Raw genomic sequence first — 18,403 nt, 5'->3', positions numbered from 1 at the left:
GGGCCGCCGCCGCCGGTGCGTGCGCGGGAGCGGGCGAGTGCGCGGCGGCCGTCGCGGCCGGTGCGCCGTCGTCGGCGGACGCGGCGTCCCCGTGCAGCGCCGCGATCAGGGTGCCCGAGCGACGCAGGCCGAGGCCGACGAGCACCAGCGTGATGCCGGTGCCGACGACGAGCAGCGCCACGCCGAAGGCCACGACGGATGTGAACAGCGACGCGCGCAGGAACGACGCGGTCATGACGGTCTGCCGGCGCGGGTCGTCCTGCGGGAGCTCCGCGTAGGTCTGGTTGTCGGTCGACTCCAGCGCGTGGGTGTTGATGACGTCCGCCTGGACCCAGGCCTCCCACGGCGTGTCGACGAGCTGACCCTGGAACGCCGTCGCGTCGTCCGAGACGGTGATCTTCTCCGCCGCGAGGTTCGTCGCGACGGCGCCCCACGTGACGGCGCCGAGCACGATGTAGATGATGCCGAGGATGATCACCAGCAGGCCGATGCCGCGGACGCCCCCGGACCTGCCCTTCGTCGTTGTCGCCATGTCCCGATCCCTTCGGTCGTGCACCTGTGGATCAAGCCCGGTTCTCCGGGCCCGGACGGGCGCAGCGCGCCCGTGACGTGCGTCATCGCACGTCCGACAATAGCGACGAGTCGCTCCCGGTCCACCTCGACCGGGACGAACCGCCCCCGGCGCGCCGCGTGCCGCGCCGTCAGGCCGCGCGCACCAGGGCCTGGGCGCGCTCGTACTCCTGCTGCGCACCCGCCAGCACGTCCGACCAGTCGAAGGCCGGCGGCACGCGCCGGTTGTGCTCGCGCCGCTGCGCGAGCAGCGCCGGGTCCTCGACGAGGGCGACCACGGCGTCGGCCATCGCCGCGTCCGAGCCGACGAGGCTGCCGTCCACCCCGTCCTGCACGAACGAGGCGATGCCGGTGCCCGTCCGGGCCAGCACGACGAGCCCGGCTGTGCGGGCCTCGAGCGCCGCGATCCCGAACGCCTCGAGCTCGGCGGGCGCGAGGAACACGTCGGCGTCGTCGTAGGCGTCGCGGACCTGCTCGCGCGTGAGCCTGCCCCGCAGGCGGACCACCTGCTCCAGCCCCCGCCGGCGCACCGCGGACTCGACCGCGCCGGCCGCGGGGCCCGAGCCGATGACGTCGAGGCGCAGGCGGTCGTGGCCCGCCCGGTCGGCCGCGTCGGCGACGAGCTCCACGAGCGGCACGGCGCGCTTGCGCGGCGCGAGGCGCATCGTCGAGACGAGCCGCACCGGGCCCGCCGGCGGCTCGGTCGCGCCCGCGGGCCGTGGCGCCCAGGCGGCGACGTCGATCCCGTTCGGGACGACCGCGACCGGCCGCCCGAACGCGGCCCGGACGTGCTCGGCCGCCGCGCTGCTGACGGCGGACAGCGCCAGGCGGTGGGTGGGCAGCCGGGTGGCGCGGGCGCCCAGGCGGAGCGCCCCGACGACGCCGTCCAGCATGCAGTGCCACGTGACGGCGGTCGGGAGGCCGGCGCGCGCCGCGAGCCGGATCCCGTCGTAGGCGAACGGTGACACCACGCCCGCGTGCACGTGCACGACGTCCGGCCGGACGCCCGTCAGGGCCCGGGTGAGGAGACGCGGGCCGCCGAGGGGGTTGACCGGGAGGTCGAACGGCAGCCGCGCCCCGAGGCGGTGCACGTGGACGCCGCGCTCGACGTCCACGACGCCTGCGCGCTCGCCCCCCTCGCCCAGCGTCGCGGTGAGCACGTGGACCTCGTGGCCCTGGGCCGCCTGCCGTGCGGCCAGGTCCCCGACCTGCGACTCGATGCCTCCGGTGCGCGGGGCGAAGCAGTCGGAGACGTGGACGATGCGCACCGGGCCAGGGTAGTCGGCGTGCGCGGACGGCCCGCCGGGGGTCCGGACGCACCGGTCCGGCGCGAGACTGGAAGCGCGACCAGTCCTCTGGTGCGAACCGGACGATCCGTGCACACTGGGCGGCGGACACCCCCGCGGAGCAGCTCCGCGGGACGCCCGGGGCGCCGGGTCCGCAGGGCGAGGGAGCCCGGCGGGCACGGGTCGCCCGACCCACGGCGCGACCTGCGCCGTGGCGGACCGAACCACCGGCGCGACGGAGCCCCGGTGGTGGATGGGAGCGCTCTCATGAGACGCAGCACCCGGCAGAGAATGCTCGCGGCGGGCGCGGTGACCGCCCTCGTCCTGGGCCTCGGCGCGGTGGGCACGGCCGCCCAGGCCAGCCCCGGCGGCGTGGCCGGCCACCAGCCCGCCCCGCCGGCGTCCGACCGCCTGTACGTCGACGTCGCGGGCACGGCGGGCCGCGCCGCCGCGGCGCGCACGGGCCAGGCGCGGGCCGACGCGCTCCTCATCGCCGCGCAGCCGATGGCGCGCTGGTTCACCTCCGGCACACCCGCGGAGGTCCGGTCCGCGGCGAAGGCCTACGTGGACGCGGCGCAGCGGGACGGCTCGGTCCCGGTGCTCGTCGTGTACAACCTGCCGTTCCGCGACTGCTCGCAGTACTCCGCCGGCGGCGCGGCCGACACCGCCGCCTACGAGGCGTGGGTGAAGGCCCTGGCGCAGGGCATCGGGCACCGGCGGGCGATGGTGATGATCGAGCCCGACGGGATCGGCATCATCCCGTTCAACACCGACATCAACGGCAACGCCGAGTGGTGCCGCCCGGCCGAGGCGAACCCCGACACCGCGGTGGCGGACCGGTACGAGCAGCTCAACGCGGCGGTCGACGCCTTCACCGCGAACCCGAAGGCGAAGGTCTACCTCGACGGCACGAACTCGAACTGGCTCAGCCCGGGCGACCTCACGCAGCGCCTGCTGCGCGCGGGCGTCGAGCGCGCCGACGGCTGGTTCGTGAACTCGTCGAACTACGGCTCGGACGCCATGACGCGACCGTTCTCGTCGTGGATCTCCCAGTGCATCGACCTCGTGACCCACACCTGGTGGCAGCCGCAGTGGTGCGGCAGCCAGTACTACCCGGCGACGGTCTCGGACGTCAGCACGTACGCGCTCACGGACGCGCACTACGCCGACGCGTACGCACAGACCGGCCGGACCGCCGACCCGGCGGCGATGCTCCACGGTGTCGTCGACACCAGCCGCAACGGCCAGGGCTACTGGACGGCGCCGCCCGGGAAGTACACGGACGCCGAGACGTGGTGCAACCCGCCCGGCCGCGGCCTCGGGCAGGCGCCGACGCTCTCCACGGGCGACCCGTACATCGACGCGAACCTCTGGATCAAGATCCCGGGAGAGTCGGACGGCCAGTGCCTGCGTGGCACCAGCGGGCCCGAGGACCCCGAGCGCGGCATGGTGGACCCCGCGGCGGGGCAGTGGTTCGAGGAGATGGCCCGCGAGCTCGTCGCGAACGCTCCCGTCCTCCCGCCGTCGCCGACGTGCCGCGTCACGCACACGTCGACCACGCCGCGGCACGGCCGGTTCGTGTCCACCGTGACGATCCGGAACACCGGCACCACGACGCTGCGCGGCTGGCGCCTCACGTTCGCCGAGCAGGAGGGCGTGCGCACCCACGCGCTCGTCGGCGCCCGGCTGCAGCAGCACGGGAACGTCGTCACCGCCCGCGGGAAGCACGGCACCGACGTGATCCGGCCGGGACGCAGCGTGACGTTCGTGTACACGGGGCGCGGGGCCGACGAGCGCTTCACGCCCGCCCTGCACGCGCTCGACGGGCTGGGCTGCCGCTGACCCGCGGGTGACCCATCGCCCACAGGCCGTCGGCACGCACGCAGCCCCGGACCGCCACGGTCCGGGGCTGCGTGCCCGTCAGGGCTGCGTGCCCGTCACGCCACGCGAGACGGGTCAGGCCAGGCCGGCGATGCGCTCCTCGGCGTCGCGGTGCACGCGCCGCTCGAGCACGAACGACATCACGGGCACGACGCCGGCCGCCGCCATCGCGACGAGGCGGCCGAGCGACCAGCGCATCTTCGACCACAGGTCGGCGACGGTCGCGAGGTAGACGACGTAGATCCACCCGTGCGCGTACGCGACCCAGGACCCGATCACCGGCTCGGGGTGGCCCTGCGCGTCCACGCCGCCGGCGTGGAACACGTACTTGAGCAGCATCTCCGCGCACAGCAGCAGCAGCATCGAGCCGGTCACCCAGGCCATCACGCGGTAGCGCGTCAGAGCGCCCCGCGCCTTGCGCGCCCGGTCGCCGCTCGCGGGCTGCGCCGCGCCCGGCGCGCCCGGCGTGGTCGTCGGGTCGGTCGTCTCGCTCATCTCACTCCCACTCGATGGTGCCCGGGGGCTTGCTCGTCACGTCCAGCACGACGCGGTTGACCTCGCGAACCTCGTTGGTGATGCGGGTCGAGATCGTCGACAGCACGTCGTAGGGCAGCCGCGTCCAGTCGGCCGTCATCGCGTCCTCGGACGAGACCGGCCGCAGCACGACCGGGTGCCCGTAGGTGCGGCCGTCGCCCTGCACGCCCACGGACCGGACGTCCGCGAGCAGCACGACGGGGCACTGCCAGATCTCCCGGTCGAGGCCCGCCCGCGTCAGCTCCTCGCGCGCGATCGCGTCGGCCGCGCGCAGCACCTCGAGCCGCTCGGCCGTCACCTCGCCGATGATCCGGATGCCCAGGCCCGGCCCCGGGAACGGCTGGCGCCAGACGATGCCCTCGGGCAGCCCCAGCTCGAGGCCGACCGCGCGGACCTCGTCCTTGAACAGCGTGCGCAGCGGCTCGACGAGCTCGAACTGCAGGTCGTCGGGCAGGCCACCCACGTTGTGGTGGCTCTTGATGTTGGCCGCACCCTCGCCGCCGCCCGACTCCACGACGTCGGGGTACAGCGTGCCCTGCACGAGGAAGCGCACCTCCTCGCCGTGCGCGCCCGCGTCGGCGACCACCTCGCGCGCCGCGTCCTCGAAGACGCGGATGAACTCGCGGCCGATGATCTTGCGCTTCGTCTCGGGGTCGGTGTGGCCCGCGAGCGCCTTGAGGAACCGCTCGCGCGCGTCGACGACCTTGAGGCGCACGCCGGTCGACGCGACGAAGTCCTTCTCGACCTGCTCCGCCTCGCCGGCGCGCAGCAGGCCGTGGTCGACGAAGACGCACGTCAGCTGGTCGCCCACGGCACGCTGCACGAGCGCCGCCGCGACGGACGAGTCGACGCCGCCGGACAGCCCGCAGACCACGCGCGCGTCGCCGACCTGGGCGCGGATGCGCTCCACCTGCTCGGCGATGACGTTGCCCGGGTTCCAGTCGGGCGCGAGACCCGCGCCCTGGTAGAGGAAGTTCTCCAGTGCCTTCTGGCCGAGGGGCGAGTGCTTGACCTCCGGGTGCCACTGGACCCCGAACAGGCGCCGCTCGCGGTCCTCGAACGCGGCGACGGGCGCACCGGGGGTCGTCGCGAGCACGTCGAACCCCTCCGGCGCGGCCTGCACCGCGTCGCCGTGGCTCATCCAGACGGTCTGCTGGGTGGGGCTGCCGGCGAGCACGATGCCCGGGTCGGACACCTCGACCGCGGTCCCGCCGAACTCCGAGAGCCCGGTCTGGGCGACCGTGCCGCCGAGCGCCGCCGCCATGGCCTGGAAGCCGTAGCAGATGCCCATCACCGGGACGCCGGCCTCGAACAGCGCCGGGTCGACGAACGGGGCGCCCGCGGCATACACGGACGACGGGCCGCCGGAGAGGATGATCGCGGCCGGGTCCTTGGCCAGCAGCTCCTCGACCGTCGCGGTGTGCGGGACGATCTCGGAGTACACGTTCGCCTCGCGCACGCGGCGGGCGATCAGCTGGGCGTACTGGGCGCCGAAGTCCACGACGAGCACGGGGCGGTGCGACGTGGGCGCGGGGACCTCGGGGGCTCCCGCGCTCGGGGCGGCGGGGTCGGTGGCGGGCGTCGACTCGGGGGTCTGCGTCACGCACCCCAGGGTAGTCGGCGCGGCGGCCTGCACGGGCCACGGGTCCGGCCCGCGGGCGCCGAATATGCCGTACCGACGTGTCGGTGGTGGCCCGTAGCGTGGACCGGTGCGTTCCTCCCTCCCCGTCGACGACCTGCCGCGCGAGCAGGGCGGCCACGAGCTCGGCACCCCGCCGCTGGGCGGCCCCGGTGCCTACCTGTGGTGGCTCGCCCGCCGGCAGTGGCTGACGATCCTCGGCGCCGTCGCGCTCGGGATCGTCATGTTCGCGTGCCAGGCGGTGCTGCCGTTCCTCACGGGCCGCGCCGTCGACGACGGGCTGGAGCAGGGCTTCGGGCCCGAGCTGTGGCGCGCGGCGGCCGGCATCCTGGTCCTCGGGCTCGTGAGCGCGGGCGCCTCGGCCGTCGGGCACCGGTTCGACGTCATGAACTGGCTGCGCGCGGCGTTCACGTCCGCGCAGCTCGTCGGGCGCACGTCGGCGCGCGCGGGGCACGCCATCACCGCCGAGCTGCCGACGGGTGAGGTCGTCTCGGCCGTCGCGAACGACGCGTTCCGCGTCGGCGAGCTGTACGCGGTGCTCGCGCGGTTCGTCGGGTCGATCGCCGCGTACGTCATCGCGGCCGTGCTCATGCTGCAGGTCTCCGTCCCCCTCGGCCTCGTCGTCCTCCTCGGCCTGCCGGTCGTCGCGGCCGTGCTCGGGCTGCTGGTGCGCCCGCTGCAGCGCCGACAGGCCGCGCAGCGCGAGGCGTCCGGGCGCCTGACGACGCTGGGCGCCGACACCGTCTCGGGCCTGCGGATCCTGCGCGGCATCGGCGGCGAGGGCGTGTTCAACGCGCGCTACCGCGAGCAGTCGCAGCTCGTGCGGGCCAAGGGCGTGGCCGTCGCGACCCCGCAGTCGTGGCTCGACGCGCTGCGCGTGCTGCTGCCCGGCCTGTTCGTCGTCGCGCTCGTCTGGCTGGGCGCCCACATGGCGATCGACGGGCAGATTACGCCGGGCCAGCTGGTCTCGACGTACGGGTACGCGGCGTTCCTCGGCTGGCCGGTCCAGAACGCGACCGAGATGCTGCAGGCCGCCACGCGCGCCCACGTGGGCGCGACGAAGGTCGTCGCCGTCCTGCGCGTCGTCCCGTCGACGGGCGCGACGCCCGCGACGGCGGCCACTCCCCCGCCGCACGTGCCGCTCGTCGACACCGTGAGCGGGACGACGCTCGAGCCCGGCCGGGTGGTCGCGCTCGTGAGCGCCGACCCCGACGAGTCGGCCGCCATCGCGACCCGGATGGGCCGCTTCGACGACGTGGCCGAGGCGGCGACGCCCGTGCTGCTCGGCGGGGTGCCGCTCGCGGAGCTCGACAAGGCCGACGTGCGCGAGCGGATCGTCGTCTCGGAGGCGACGCCGCACATCTTCTCGGGCGTGCTCGGCGCCGAGCTGGCCACGCGCGGTGAGCTCGACGAGCGCGCGCTGCTCGAGGCGATCCGCCTGGCCGACGCGCACGACGTGCTCGACTCGGTGCCCGACGGCCTCGCCGGCGAGCTGCCCGAGAAGGGCCGGTCCCTGTCGGGCGGCCAGCGCCAGCGCGTGGCGCTCGCCCGGGCGCTGCTCGCCGACCCCGAGATCCTCGTCCTCGTCGAGCCGACGAGCGCCGTGGACGCGCACACCGAGGCCCGCATCGCCGCCCGGCTGGTGGAGCACCGCCGCGGCCGGTCGACGCTCGTCGTGACCGCCTCGCCCCTCGTCCTCGACCACGTCGACGAGGTGCAGCTGGTGCGCGACGGCGTCGTCGTCGCGCGCGGGACGCACGAGGAGCTGCTGAGCGGCGCCGTCGCGCCGGAGCACCGGCTCGCCTACCGGGACGTCGTCGGCCGCCACCTGGACGACGAGGCGCCGGACGACGCCGACAGCGAGCTCGCGTTCGACGAGCTGCTCGAGCACGAGGAGTCCGGCACCACCACGAGAGGAGGGCGAGCGTGAAGCTGCCCATCGCCGACGCGGCGACGACGCGCGCCTACACGGTCGCGCTGCTGCGCAAGCACCGCCGCCCGCTCGCCGTCATGGTCGTGCTCCAGACGGTCGCGGCCGTCGCGGGGCTCGCGGGGCCCTGGGTGCTCGGCCGGCTCGTCGACGCGGTCGCCGCCGGCACCGACGCGCGGTACGTCGACACCATGATCGCGGTCGGCGTCGTCGCGGTGCTCGCCCAGACCGTCCTGACCCGGTACGGCCAGCGGCTGTCGATGGTCTTCGGCGAGCTCGTCTTCGCCGAGCTGCGCGAGGAGTTCATCGAGCGCGTCACCTCGCTGCCGCTGTCCACGGTCGAGCGCGCGGGCACGGGCGACCTCGTCGCCCGCACGACGAACGACGTCAACAAGCTGCAGCACGCGGTGCGCTTCGGGGTGCCGCGGGTCATCGTCGCGGTCGTCCAGATCACCCTCACCGTCGTCGCCAGCGTGCTGCTGTCGCCGGCGGTCGCGGTCGCGATGTTCGTCGGGGTGCCCGTGCTGCTGCTCGTCCTGCGCTGGTACCTGCGCCGGGCGACGGCCGCCTACCTGCGCGAGTCCGCGTCGTACGCGGTGCTCAACGGGACGATCACCGAGTCGGTCGAGGGCGCCCGCACGGCGGACGCGCTCAGCCTGGGCGAGCGGCGGTACGGGCGCGTCAAGGACGACCTGGCCGAGGCGTTCGCCGCCGAGCGCGCGACGCTGAACCTGCGGACGGTGCTGTTCCCCGGCATCGACCTCACGTTCGTGCTGGCGCCGGTGGCGGTGCTGCTGTGGGGCGGCTGGCTGGCCACCCAGGGCCAGGTGAGCCTCGGCGTCGTGACGACGCTCGTCATGTACAGCTACCAGCTGACCGGGCCCGTGTGGGAGCTGATCTTCTGGGTCGACGAGATCCAGGTCGCGGCCACGTCGCTCGCCCGCATCGTCGGGGTCCAGCTCGTCGAGCCCGACCGCCAGGCGGCGGCCGGCGAGGCGCACGGGCGACCGCCGCGCGACGAGCGCGTCGAGGCACGCTCGCTGCGGTACGCGTACCGGGAGGGGCACGACGTCCTGCACGGCATCGACCTCGACCTCGCACCGGGCGAGCGCCTGGCGGTCGTCGGGCCGTCGGGGGCCGGGAAGTCGACGCTCGGGCGCATGCTCGCGGGCATCCACCCGCCCACGGGCGGCACGGTCACGGTCGGCGGCGTGCCGCTCGTCGACCTCCCGCTCGACGAGCTGCGCGGCCACGTCGCGCTGGTGACGCAGGAGCACCACGTGTTCGTCGGGACGGTCGCCGACAACCTGCTGCTGGCGCGTCCCGAGGCGGACGACTCGGAGCTGGAGCGGGCGCTGCGCGCCGTCGACGCGTGGGACTGGGTGTCCGCGCTCCCCGAGGGCCTGCGGACCGAGGTGGGCTCGGGCGGGGCCGCGCTCACGCCCGCGCAGGCGCAGCAGGTCGCGCTCGCGCGGCTCGTCCTGCTCGACCCGCGCACGCTCGTGCTCGACGAGGCCACGTCGCTGCTCGACCCGCGCGCCGCGCGGCACCTCGAGCGGTCGCTGTCCGCGGTCCTCGAGGGCCGGACCGTGGTGGCGATCGCCCACCGCCTGCACACCGCGCACGACGCGGACCGCGTGGCGGTGGTGGACGACGGGCGGATCACGGAGATCGGGCCGCACGACGAGCTCGTCGCCGCGGGTGGCGACTACGCCGCGCTGTGGCGCAGCTGGCAGCACGACGCCTGAGGCGGAACGACCGCCTCACGCGGCACGACCAGCCGACGCAGGATGACCGGCCGACGCGGTGACGGCGCGGCGGCGCGCGGGCTCAGGCTCGCGCGCCGTCCGCGCGTCCGGAGCCCTCGGGACCGGCCCCGGCCTCGGGGGGCGGCGGTCCGCCGGCCGCCTGCCCCGGGCGCGGGTCGTCCGCGGCCTCGTCGCGCACCAGCCGCACCCACAGCGCGGCGCAGAACAGGCCGAAGACCCACCACTGCACGGCGTAGGCGAGGTTCTGGACGTTGAGGCCGGAACCCGGCCGACGGGGCGGGTCGAGGAGCGCGAGCGAGGACGCCTGCGCCGGGTCGGACGACGAGAGCACCAGGTACCCGGTCCAGATCGGGCCCTGCCAGACGTTGAGCAGCTCGGCGGAGCTGATCGCGTCGGTGCGGCCGCCCGCGATGCCGCTGCCGGCCTCCTCGGACACCTGCAGGTACCCGACGACGTCCACGGCGCCCTGCGGCGGCGCGTCGGCGTCGGCGTCACGGGCGACCCAGCCGCGCACGACCGGCAGCACCGCTCCGTCGGCGGTGCGCAGCGGCGTGAGGACCAGCGAGCCCGGGCGCCCGTCGTGCGCGCGGCCGGCCACCAGCAGCTGACCCGCCGCGTCGAACGTGCCGGTGACGCTGACCTTGCGCCCGATGAGGTCGCCGGAGAACGCGGTCTGTGGCGCGAGCACGTCGGTGAGCGGCACGGGCGGCGCGGCGACGAGCTCCTGCTGCCGGCGCTCGGCCTGCGCCGCGCCGTGCACCTGCGCGCGGTCCAGCTGCCAGGTGCCGAGGCGGCCGCACACGAGCGTCGCGGCCAGCAGCACGAGCAGCAGCACCAGCGAGCGCGGCCGGACCGCCGCGCGCCAGAACGGCACCCGCGTGACAGTGCCGTCGGGGTCGTCGTCGGGGTGGTCGTCCACGGCGGCGTCGGGCGGCCCGGGCGGCTCGTCGGCGGCCGGGTCCACGGGCGCCGCGGCATCGCGCGCGTCGTCGCGCTCGGTGACGGCGTCGGGCTCCCGGCGCGCGGGGTCGTCCGGCGCCGGGGTCGGCGTCGTGGCGGGGCTCGCGTCGGGCACGATCCACGGTAACCCGGGGCGGGCGGGCGCCCGGCCGCCCAGCGGTGTGACCTGCGCGGGGGCGTGCGCAGCGACGGTCCGACGAACGTCCGGCGACCGGCAGGTTGCCGGGTCCGCACCCCCTGCGCGCGGACCCGTTCTGCGGTTGTATGGCACGTGGTGGCGGTCGCGCTGGGCCCGACGTCCCAGATCCTGCCGTCACGCGAGGCAACGCTGAGCACGAGCGCGACCACGCGCGCGGTTCGAGGGACGGGGAGCCCAGGATGACGACGACGATCGACGCGGCCGCTGAGCACGCCCACGCCTGGCAGGCCGGCAGCGGCGAGGCCCTGGACGAGGCGACCCTCGCCCGGATCGACAAGTGGTGGCGGGCGGCCAACTACATGTCGGTCGGCCAGATCTACCTGCTCGACAACCCGCTGCTGCGGGAGCCGCTCACGCGGGACCACGTCAAGCCCCGCCTGCTCGGGCACTGGGGCACGACGACCGGCCTCAACTTCCTCTACGCGCACCTCAACCGCGTGATCCAGGAGCGCAGCCAGTCGACGATGTACATCATCGGCCCCGGCCACGGCGGCCCCGGCCTGGTCGCGAGCTCCTACCTCGACGGCACGTACTCGGAGATCTACTCGGACATCACGCAGGACGAGGAGGGGCTGCGGCGGCTGTTCCGGCAGTTCTCGTTCCCCGGCGGCGTCCCGAGCCACGTGGCCCCCGAGACGCCCGGCTCGATCCACGAGGGCGGCGAGCTCGGCTACGCCCTCTCGCACGCGTACGGCGCGGCGTTCGACAACCCCGACCTGCTGGTTGCGGCGATCGTCGGCGACGGCGAGGCGGAGACGGGCCCGCTGGCGACCAGCTGGCACTCCAACAAGTTCGTCAACCCGGTCAAGGACGGCGTCGTCCTGCCGATCCTGCACCTCAACGGCTACAAGATCGCCAACCCGACGGTGCTCGACCGGATCGACGACGACGAGCTGCTCGACCTCATGAAGGGCTACGGCCACAAGCCGCACGTCTTCGTCGCGGGCTTCGACGACGAGTCGCACCTCGACGTGCACCGCCGCTTCGCCACGCTCCTCGACGAGGTGCTGGACGAGATCGCGCAGATCAAGAAGGACGCGGCCGAAGGGCGCGAGGAGCGCCCGCGCTGGCCGATGATCGTCTTCCGCACCCCGAAGGGGTGGACGGGCCCCGACTACATCGACGGCAAGAAGACGACCGGCTCGTGGCGGGCGCACCAGGTGCCGCTCGCCAACGCGCGGGACACGCCGGAGCACCTCGACGTGCTGCGGCAGTGGCTGGAGTCCTACCGCCCGGACGAGCTGTTCGACGAGGACGGCAAGGTCATCGAGGACATCACGGCGCTCGCGCCGCGCGGGCCCCTGCGCATGAGCGACAACCCGCACGCCAACGGGGGCCTGCTGCTCAAGGACCTGCGGCTGCCCGACTTCCGCGACTACGCGGTGGACGTGCCGGTGCCGGGCGGCTCGATCTCCGAGGCGCCGCGCGTGCTCGGCGAGTGGCTCACGGACGTCATCCGCCAGAACCCGGACAACTTCCGGATCTTCGGGCCCGACGAGACGGCGTCCAACCGGCTGCAGGCCGTGTTCGAGGTGACGGACAAGCAGTGGAACGGCGAGTTCTTCGGCCCGGAGGTCGACGAGCACCTCGCGCGCGCCGGCCGGGTCATGGAGATGCTCTCCGAGCACCAGTGCCAGGGCTGGCTCGAGGGGTACCTGCTCACGGGCCGTCACGGGTTGTTCAACTGCTACGAGGCGTTCATCCACATCGTCGACTCGATGTTCAACCAGCACGCGAAGTGGCTCAAGGTCACGGACGAGATCCCGTGGCGGCGGCCGATCGCGAGCCTCAACTACCTGCTGTCGAGCCACGTGTGGCGCCAGGACCACAACGGCTTCAGCCACCAGGACCCGGGCTTCATCGACCACGTGGTCAACAAGAAGGCCTCGGTGGTCCGCGTGTACCTGCCGCCGGACGCGAACACGCTGCTGTCCACGTACGACCACTGCCTGCGCAGCCGGCAGTACGTCAACGTGGTCGTCAGCGGCAAGCAGCCGGCGCCGAACTTCCTGACGATGGACCAGGCCGTCGCGCACTGCACGCGCGGCCTGGGCATCTGGGACTGGGCAGGCACCGAGGTCCCCGGCGAGAAGCCGGACGTCGTCCTCGCGGCGGCCGGCGACGTGCCGACGCTCGAGGTGCTCGCGGCGGCCGACATCCTGCGCCGGGAGGTCCCCGACCTCAAGGTCCGCGTCATCAACGTCGTGGACCTCATGCGCCTGCAGGACGAGCGGGAGCACCCGCACGGCCTGTCGGACAAGGAGTTCGACGGTCTGTTCACCGACGACCGGCCCGTGATCTTCGCGTACCACGGCTACCCGTGGCTCATCCACCGGCTCACCTACCGCCGCAAGGGCCACCCGAACATCCACGTGCGGGGCTACAAGGAGGAGGGCACGACCACGACGCCGTTCGACATGGTCATGCTCAACGACCTCGACCGGTACCGCCTCGTCATCGACGTCATCGACAACGTGAAGCACCTGCGCACGTCGCAGGCGAACCTGCGCCAGCGGATGCAGGACGCGCGCATCACGGCCCGCGAGTACACGCGCGAGCACGGTGACGACATCCCGGAGGTCCGCGACTGGGTCTGGCCCGACGCCCAGGACCAGGCGGACTCCGGCCAGGTGGCCGCGACGCTCTCGACGGGCGGCGACAACGAGTAACCGGCCCACCACCGCGCTCGCCCCGCACGGCGCCGCAGGCCGTCTGACCTGCGGCGCCGTGTGAGCAGCGACACCCCCGGGCCGGGACCTCCGGGACCGCCGCCGCCGTCGGAGCCCTGCGAGACTGGCCGCACACCCACCCGTCACCCGGAGAGCAGCCCACCACCGTGGCACGCAGCATCTACGTGGCCTCCCCCGAGGGGGAGACCGGCAAGTCCACCGTCGCCCTCGGACTCGTCGACCTGCTCACGCGCACCGTGCAGCGCGTGGGCGTCTTCCGTCCCGTCGCCCGCTCGACGCAGACCCGGGACTTCGTCCTGGACCTGCTCCTCGCGCACGACGGCGTCGACCTCACCTACGACGAGTGCGTGGGGGTGACGTACGAGCAGGTGCACGCCGACCCCGAGGCGGCCCTCTCGCAGATCGTCACGCGGTACCACGAGGTCGAGCGGCGCTGCGACGCCGTGGTCGTGGTCGGGACGGACTACACGGACGTGGCCGGCCCGACCGAGCTGGCGTTCAACGCGCGCGTCGCCGCGAACATCGGGGCGCCGGTCGTCCTCGTCGTGTCCGGCAACAACCGGGCCGCGGGCGCGATCCACCAGATCGCGGACGTCGCCGTCGCGGAGCTGCAGGCCAACCACGCGCACGTCGCGGCGCTCGTCGCCAACCGCTGCGCGCCCGACCTCCTGGACGAGGTCCGCACCGCCCTCGCCGCCGGCTCGGGGAAGCCCGCGTGGGCGCTGCCCGAGAGCCCGCTGCTCAACGCCCCGACCGTCCGCCAGCTCATGGAGGCGGTGGACGGCGAGCTGGTCTCCGGCGACGAGCAGCTGCTCGTGCGCGAGGCGCTCGACATGCTCGTCGGTGCGATGTCGGTCGAGCACCTGCTGGGCCGCCTCACCAACGGCGCCGTGGTGATGACGCCGGGCGACCGCGCGGACGTGCTGCTCGGCCTCCTGCTCGCCCACCAGTCGGAGACCTTCCCGTCGCTCGCCGGGATCATCCTCAACGGCGGGTTCCGGCCGGACCCGACGATCTCGCGGCTCATCGAGGGCCTCGGCAGCCGCCTGCCGATCATCGCCACCGAGCTGGGCACCTTCCGCACGTCCAGCCGCGTCGCCGCCACGAAGGGCCGGCTGTCCTCGGAGTCGCAGCGCAAGGTCGACACCGCGCTGTCGCTGTTCGAGTGGCACGTCGACGGGCCGGCGCTGCTCGGCGCGCTCGACGTGGACCGCCCGTCGGTGGTGACGCCGCTGATGTTCGAGTACGAGCTGCTCGACCGGGCGCGCTCCGACCGCCGGCACATCGTGCTCCCCGAGGGCGGCGACGACCGGATCCTGCGCGCCGCGTCGACGCTGCTGCAGCGCGGCGTCGCGGACCTCACGATCCTCGGCGACGAGCCTGCGATCCGCGCGCGCGCCACCGAGCTCGGGCTCACGCTCGACGGCGCCGCGGTGGTGAGTCCGCACGACGAGCGGTACGTCTCGCGGTTCGCGGAGGAGTACGCCCGGCTGCGCGCGCACAAGGGCATGACGGTCGAGCGGGCGCGCGAGATCGTGCCGTCGGTGTCCTACTTCGGCACGATGATGGTCCACCTCGGCCTGGCGGACGGCATGGTCTCGGGCGCGGCGCACACGACCGCCCACACCATCAAGCCGTCCTTCGAGATCATCAAGACGCAGCCGGGCGTCGGCAGCGTCTCGTCGTGCTTCCTCATGTGCCTCGAGGACCGCGTGCTGGTGTACGCGGACTGCGCCGTGATCCCCGACCCGACGGCCGAGCAGCTCGCGGACATCGCGATCTCGTCGGCCGCGACCGCGCAGCAGTTCGGCATCGAGCCGCGCATCGCGATGCTCTCCTACTCGACGGGCGAGTCCGGCACGGGCGCGGACGTCGACAAGGTGCGGCGCGCGACCGCGCTGGTCCGCGAGCGCCGCCCCGACCTGTCCGTCGAGGGCCCGATCCAGTACGACGCGGCGGTCGACGCGTCGGTGGCCGCCTCGAAGCTCCCCGACTCGGCCGTCGCCGGCCGGGCCACCGTGTTCGTGTTCCCCGACCTCAACACGGGGAACAACACGTACAAGGCGGTCCAGCGCTCGGCGGGCGCCGTCGCCGTCGGGCCCGTCCTGCAGGGCCTCAACAAGCCGGTCAACGACCTGTCGCGCGGCGCGCTGGTGCAGGACATCGTCAACACCGTCGCGATCACCGCCGTCCAGGCGCAGGCCCAGGCCGGCGACCCGGCGGCGCCGCCCGCGACGACCGCACCGACCGAGGGAGCCGCCCGATGACCACGTCCGCCCACCAGCCCTGCGTGCTGGTCGTCAACTCCGGCTCCTCGTCCATCAAGTACCAGCTCGTCAGCCCGGTCGACGGCGAGCGGATCGCGTCGGGCATCGTCGAGCGGATCGGCGAGGACGCGAGCACGGTGAGCCACACCTCCGCGGCCGGCACCACGACCCGCGAGGGCGCGATCGCCGACCACGAGGCCGGCCTGCGCACCGTGCTCGACCTGTTCGCCGAGGTCGGCCCGGACCTCGCGGCCGTCGACGTGGTGGCCGTGGGGCACCGCGTCGTCCAGGGCGGCGCCGAGTTCGGCGGCCCCGTGCTCGTCGACGACGACGTCGTCGCGACGATCGAGGCGCTCTCCCCGCTGGCGCCCCTGCACAACCCCGCGAACCTCGCCGGGATCACGGTCGCGCGCGAGCTGCTCCCGGACGTGCCGCACGTCGTCGTCTTCGACACCGCGTTCTTCCGCGACCTGCCCGCCGAGGCCGCCACCTACGCGATCGACCGTGGCGTCGCCGCCGAGCACCAGGTGCGCCGCTACGGCGCGCACGGGACGTCCCACCAGTACGTCGCCCAGCGGGTGGCGGAGGTCGTCGGACGGCCCGTCGAGGAGCTCAACACGATCGTGCTGCACCTCGGCAACGGCGCCTCGGTCTCGGCCGTGCGCGGCGGCGCCGCGGTCGACACCTCGATGGGGCTGACCCCGCTCGAGGGCCTCGTCATGGGCACCCGCTCCGGGGACATCGACCCGGCGGTGGTGTTCCACCTGGTGCGCAACGCCGGCATGTCGGTCGACGACGTCGACGACCTGCTCAACCGCCGCTCGGGGCTCAAGGGGCTGACCGGCCAGAACGACCTGCGCGAGGTGCACCGGCTCGTCGACGAGGGCGACGAGGACGCCCGCACGGGCCTGGCGGTGTACGTGCACCGGCTCAAGAAGTACGTGGGCGCGTACACCGCGGTGCTCGGACGCGTGGACGTCATCGCGTTCACCGCGGGCGTCGGCGAGAACGACGACGTCGTGCGGGCGCAGGCGCTCGCCGGGCTCGAGCCGCTGGGCGTGGTCGTCGACGCCGCCCGCAACGCCGGGCGCAAGAAGGAGGCGACGGTCATCTCGGCCGACTCCTCGCGCACGACTGTGCTCGTCGTGCCGACCAACGAGGAGCTCGCGATCGCCCGTCAGGCCATGGAGGTCGTCGGGCGCGGCGCGGACGAGGACGACGAGGCGCCGGCGGCGGTCGGTCACGCCTGACCGCGGCGCGCGACGGACGCCCCTGGGGGACGTCCGTCGCGTCAGGGCATCCGCAGGCGCTTCATGACGCGCAGCAGCTCCGTGAGCACCCGCGTCCACGTCTCGGGACCGAGCTCGTAGAGGCGCCGCAGCCCGAACCCCGGCAGGCCCGCGGGGCCGTGCGTGCCGCGCTGCACCGCGACGGTCTGCAGCCGCGTCGTCTCCCACAGCCCCTCGCGCCCGTGGCGGTGGCCGTACCCGGAGGCGCCGACGCCGCCCTGCGGCGCGCCGACCGAGCCCCAGGCGGCGGCGTACCCCTCGTTGACGTTGACCGTGCCCGCCCGGACCCGGCGCGCGAGCGCCGCCCCGCGGCGCGTGTCCGCGGTCCAGACGCTCGCGTTGAGCCCGAACTCGGAGTCGTTCATGGCCGCGACCGCCTCGTCGTCGGAGGCGACGGGGTAGATCGCGACGACGGGCCCGAACGTCTCCTCGCGGAACAGGCGCGCCTCCGGCGGGACGTCGACGAGCACCGTCGGCTCGTAGAACCACGGGCCGAGGTCGCTGCGGTGCACGCCGCCGGCGAGCACGCGGGCGCCGTGCCCGACGGCGTCCTCGACGTGCTCCACGACCGTCGCGAGCTGCGCCGCCGAGGTGAGCGAGCCGACGTCGCTGCGGTAGTCGAGCCCCGAGCCCAGGCGCAGCGCCGCGGTGCGCCGGACGAACGCGTCGGTGAACGCGCCGACCACCCGGTCGTGCACGTAGAGGCGCTCGATGCTGACGCACAGCTGCCCCGTGTTCGAGAAGCACGCCCGCACGGCCCCCTCCGCGGCCGCCTCGACGTCCACGTCGTCCGCCACGTACATCGCGTTCTTGCCGCCGAGCTCCAGCGACGCGGTCACGAGGCGCTGGGCGGCCTGCGCGGCGACCACCCGGCCGGTGCGCGTCGACCCGGTGTACATGACGTGGTCGACGTGGTCGACCACCGCGGCGCCGACGGTCGGGCCGTCGCCGAGCACGACCTGCAGCACGCCGTCGGGCAGCCCGGCGTCGCTCAGCAGCTCCGCGGCCCACAGCATCGTCAGCGACGTCTGCGGATCGGGGCGCACGATCACCGCGTTGCCGGCGACGAGGGCGGGCAGCGCGTCGCCGAGCGTCAGCGACAGCGGGTAGTTCCACGGCGCGACGACGCCCACGACGCCGACGGGGTGGCGCCAGACGCGTGCGGACGTGAGCACCGAGAACGCGCCGGCCTCGCGGCGCGGCGCGAGGTACCGGCGTGCGCGGACGGAGTAGTGGCGTGCGAGGTTCGCGACGTCCGCGACCTCCTCGAACGCCGAGGCGCGGGCCTTGCCCGTCTCGATCTGCATGAGGTCGAGCACGTCGGACTGCCGCTCGAGCACGAGGTCGTGGACCCGGTCGAGCACCGCCGCGCGCTCGCGCAGCGGCCGG

At 74.4% G+C, this 18,403-nt stretch carries 12 protein-coding genes; 6 read left to right on the top strand and 6 right to left on the bottom strand.

Features of this window, described 5'->3' with window-relative positions; genetic code table 11:
• Nucleotides 1-532, bottom strand: a 532-nt coding sequence (locus HGCM_RS17595; RefSeq protein WP_019136416.1) for a hypothetical protein, incomplete at its 3' end; no start/stop codon positions are given.
• Nucleotides 533-701: 169 nt separating this feature from the next.
• Nucleotides 702-1,838, bottom strand: a complete 1,137-nt coding sequence (locus HGCM_RS08455; RefSeq protein ID WP_019136415.1) for a glycosyltransferase family 4 protein — start codon at nucleotides 1,836-1,838, stop codon at nucleotides 702-704.
• Between the two features lie 285 nt (nucleotides 1,839-2,123).
• Here HGCM_RS08455 and HGCM_RS17590 point away from each other — a divergent pair, with 285 nt between their 5' ends.
• A complete protein-coding gene (locus HGCM_RS17590; protein ID WP_081596384.1) occupies nucleotides 2,124-3,698 on the top strand; it encodes a glycoside hydrolase family 6 protein in 1,575 nt (524 codons plus the stop codon).
• Between the two features lie 114 nt (nucleotides 3,699-3,812).
• On the opposite strand, the gene HGCM_RS08445 is transcribed toward HGCM_RS17590, so the two are convergent.
• Both HGCM_RS08445 and guaA read right to left on the bottom strand, forming a co-directional pair.
• A complete protein-coding gene (locus HGCM_RS08445) occupies nucleotides 3,813-4,232 on the bottom strand; it encodes a DUF3817 domain-containing protein (RefSeq protein WP_019136413.1) in 420 nt (139 codons plus the stop codon).
• 1 nt (nucleotide 4,233) lies between these two features.
• Complete coding sequence (gene guaA / locus HGCM_RS08440; protein WP_019136412.1) at nucleotides 4,234-5,874, bottom strand: glutamine-hydrolyzing GMP synthase; 1,641 nt, start codon at nucleotides 5,872-5,874, stop codon at nucleotides 4,234-4,236.
• Between the two features lie 106 nt (nucleotides 5,875-5,980).
• Here guaA and HGCM_RS08435 point away from each other — a divergent pair, with 106 nt between their 5' ends.
• Both HGCM_RS08435 and HGCM_RS08430 read left to right on the top strand, forming a co-directional pair.
• Complete coding sequence (locus HGCM_RS08435; protein WP_019136411.1) at nucleotides 5,981-7,840, top strand: ABC transporter ATP-binding protein; 1,860 nt, start codon at nucleotides 5,981-5,983, stop codon at nucleotides 7,838-7,840.
• The gene (locus HGCM_RS08430; RefSeq protein ID WP_019136410.1) at nucleotides 7,837-9,588 is read left to right on the top strand and encodes an ABC transporter ATP-binding protein; all 1,752 of its coding nucleotides are present in this window, start codon (nucleotides 7,837-7,839) and stop codon (nucleotides 9,586-9,588) included. Before HGCM_RS08435 ends, HGCM_RS08430 begins: the two co-directional genes overlap by 4 nt.
• Before the next feature lie 82 nt (nucleotides 9,589-9,670).
• Here HGCM_RS08430 and HGCM_RS17585 read toward each other — a convergent pair whose 3' ends face one another.
• The gene (locus tag HGCM_RS17585) at nucleotides 9,671-10,684 is read right to left on the bottom strand and encodes an SURF1 family protein (RefSeq protein ID WP_019136409.1); all 1,014 of its coding nucleotides are present in this window, start codon (nucleotides 10,682-10,684) and stop codon (nucleotides 9,671-9,673) included.
• Between the two features lie 263 nt (nucleotides 10,685-10,947).
• Between HGCM_RS17585 and HGCM_RS08420 the strand changes: the two genes are divergently transcribed.
• The 3 genes from HGCM_RS08420 (at nucleotide 10,948) to HGCM_RS08410 (ending at nucleotide 16,975) form a co-directional block, all read left to right on the top strand.
• Nucleotides 10,948-13,437, top strand: a complete 2,490-nt coding sequence (locus HGCM_RS08420; RefSeq protein WP_019136408.1) for a phosphoketolase family protein — start codon at nucleotides 10,948-10,950, stop codon at nucleotides 13,435-13,437.
• Between the two features lie 167 nt (nucleotides 13,438-13,604).
• The gene (pta, locus tag HGCM_RS08415; protein WP_019136407.1) at nucleotides 13,605-15,725 is read left to right on the top strand and encodes a phosphate acetyltransferase; all 2,121 of its coding nucleotides are present in this window, start codon (nucleotides 13,605-13,607) and stop codon (nucleotides 15,723-15,725) included.
• The gene (locus HGCM_RS08410; protein WP_019136406.1) at nucleotides 15,722-16,975 is read left to right on the top strand and encodes an acetate/propionate family kinase; all 1,254 of its coding nucleotides are present in this window, start codon (nucleotides 15,722-15,724) and stop codon (nucleotides 16,973-16,975) included. Before pta ends, HGCM_RS08410 begins: the two co-directional genes overlap by 4 nt.
• A gap of 41 nt (nucleotides 16,976-17,016) precedes the next feature.
• On the opposite strand, the gene HGCM_RS17580 is transcribed toward HGCM_RS08410, so the two are convergent.
• Nucleotides 17,017-18,403 (bottom strand): succinic semialdehyde dehydrogenase (locus HGCM_RS17580; protein WP_051016056.1); only part of this gene is annotated, 1,387 nt, incomplete at its 5' end.

This window comes from Cellulomonas massiliensis JC225, assembly GCF_000312005.1.
Classification (GTDB): Bacteria; Actinomycetota; Actinomycetes; order Actinomycetales; family Cellulomonadaceae; genus Cellulomonas; species Cellulomonas massiliensis.
This window is presented reverse-complemented; position numbering and strand designations above follow the sequence as displayed.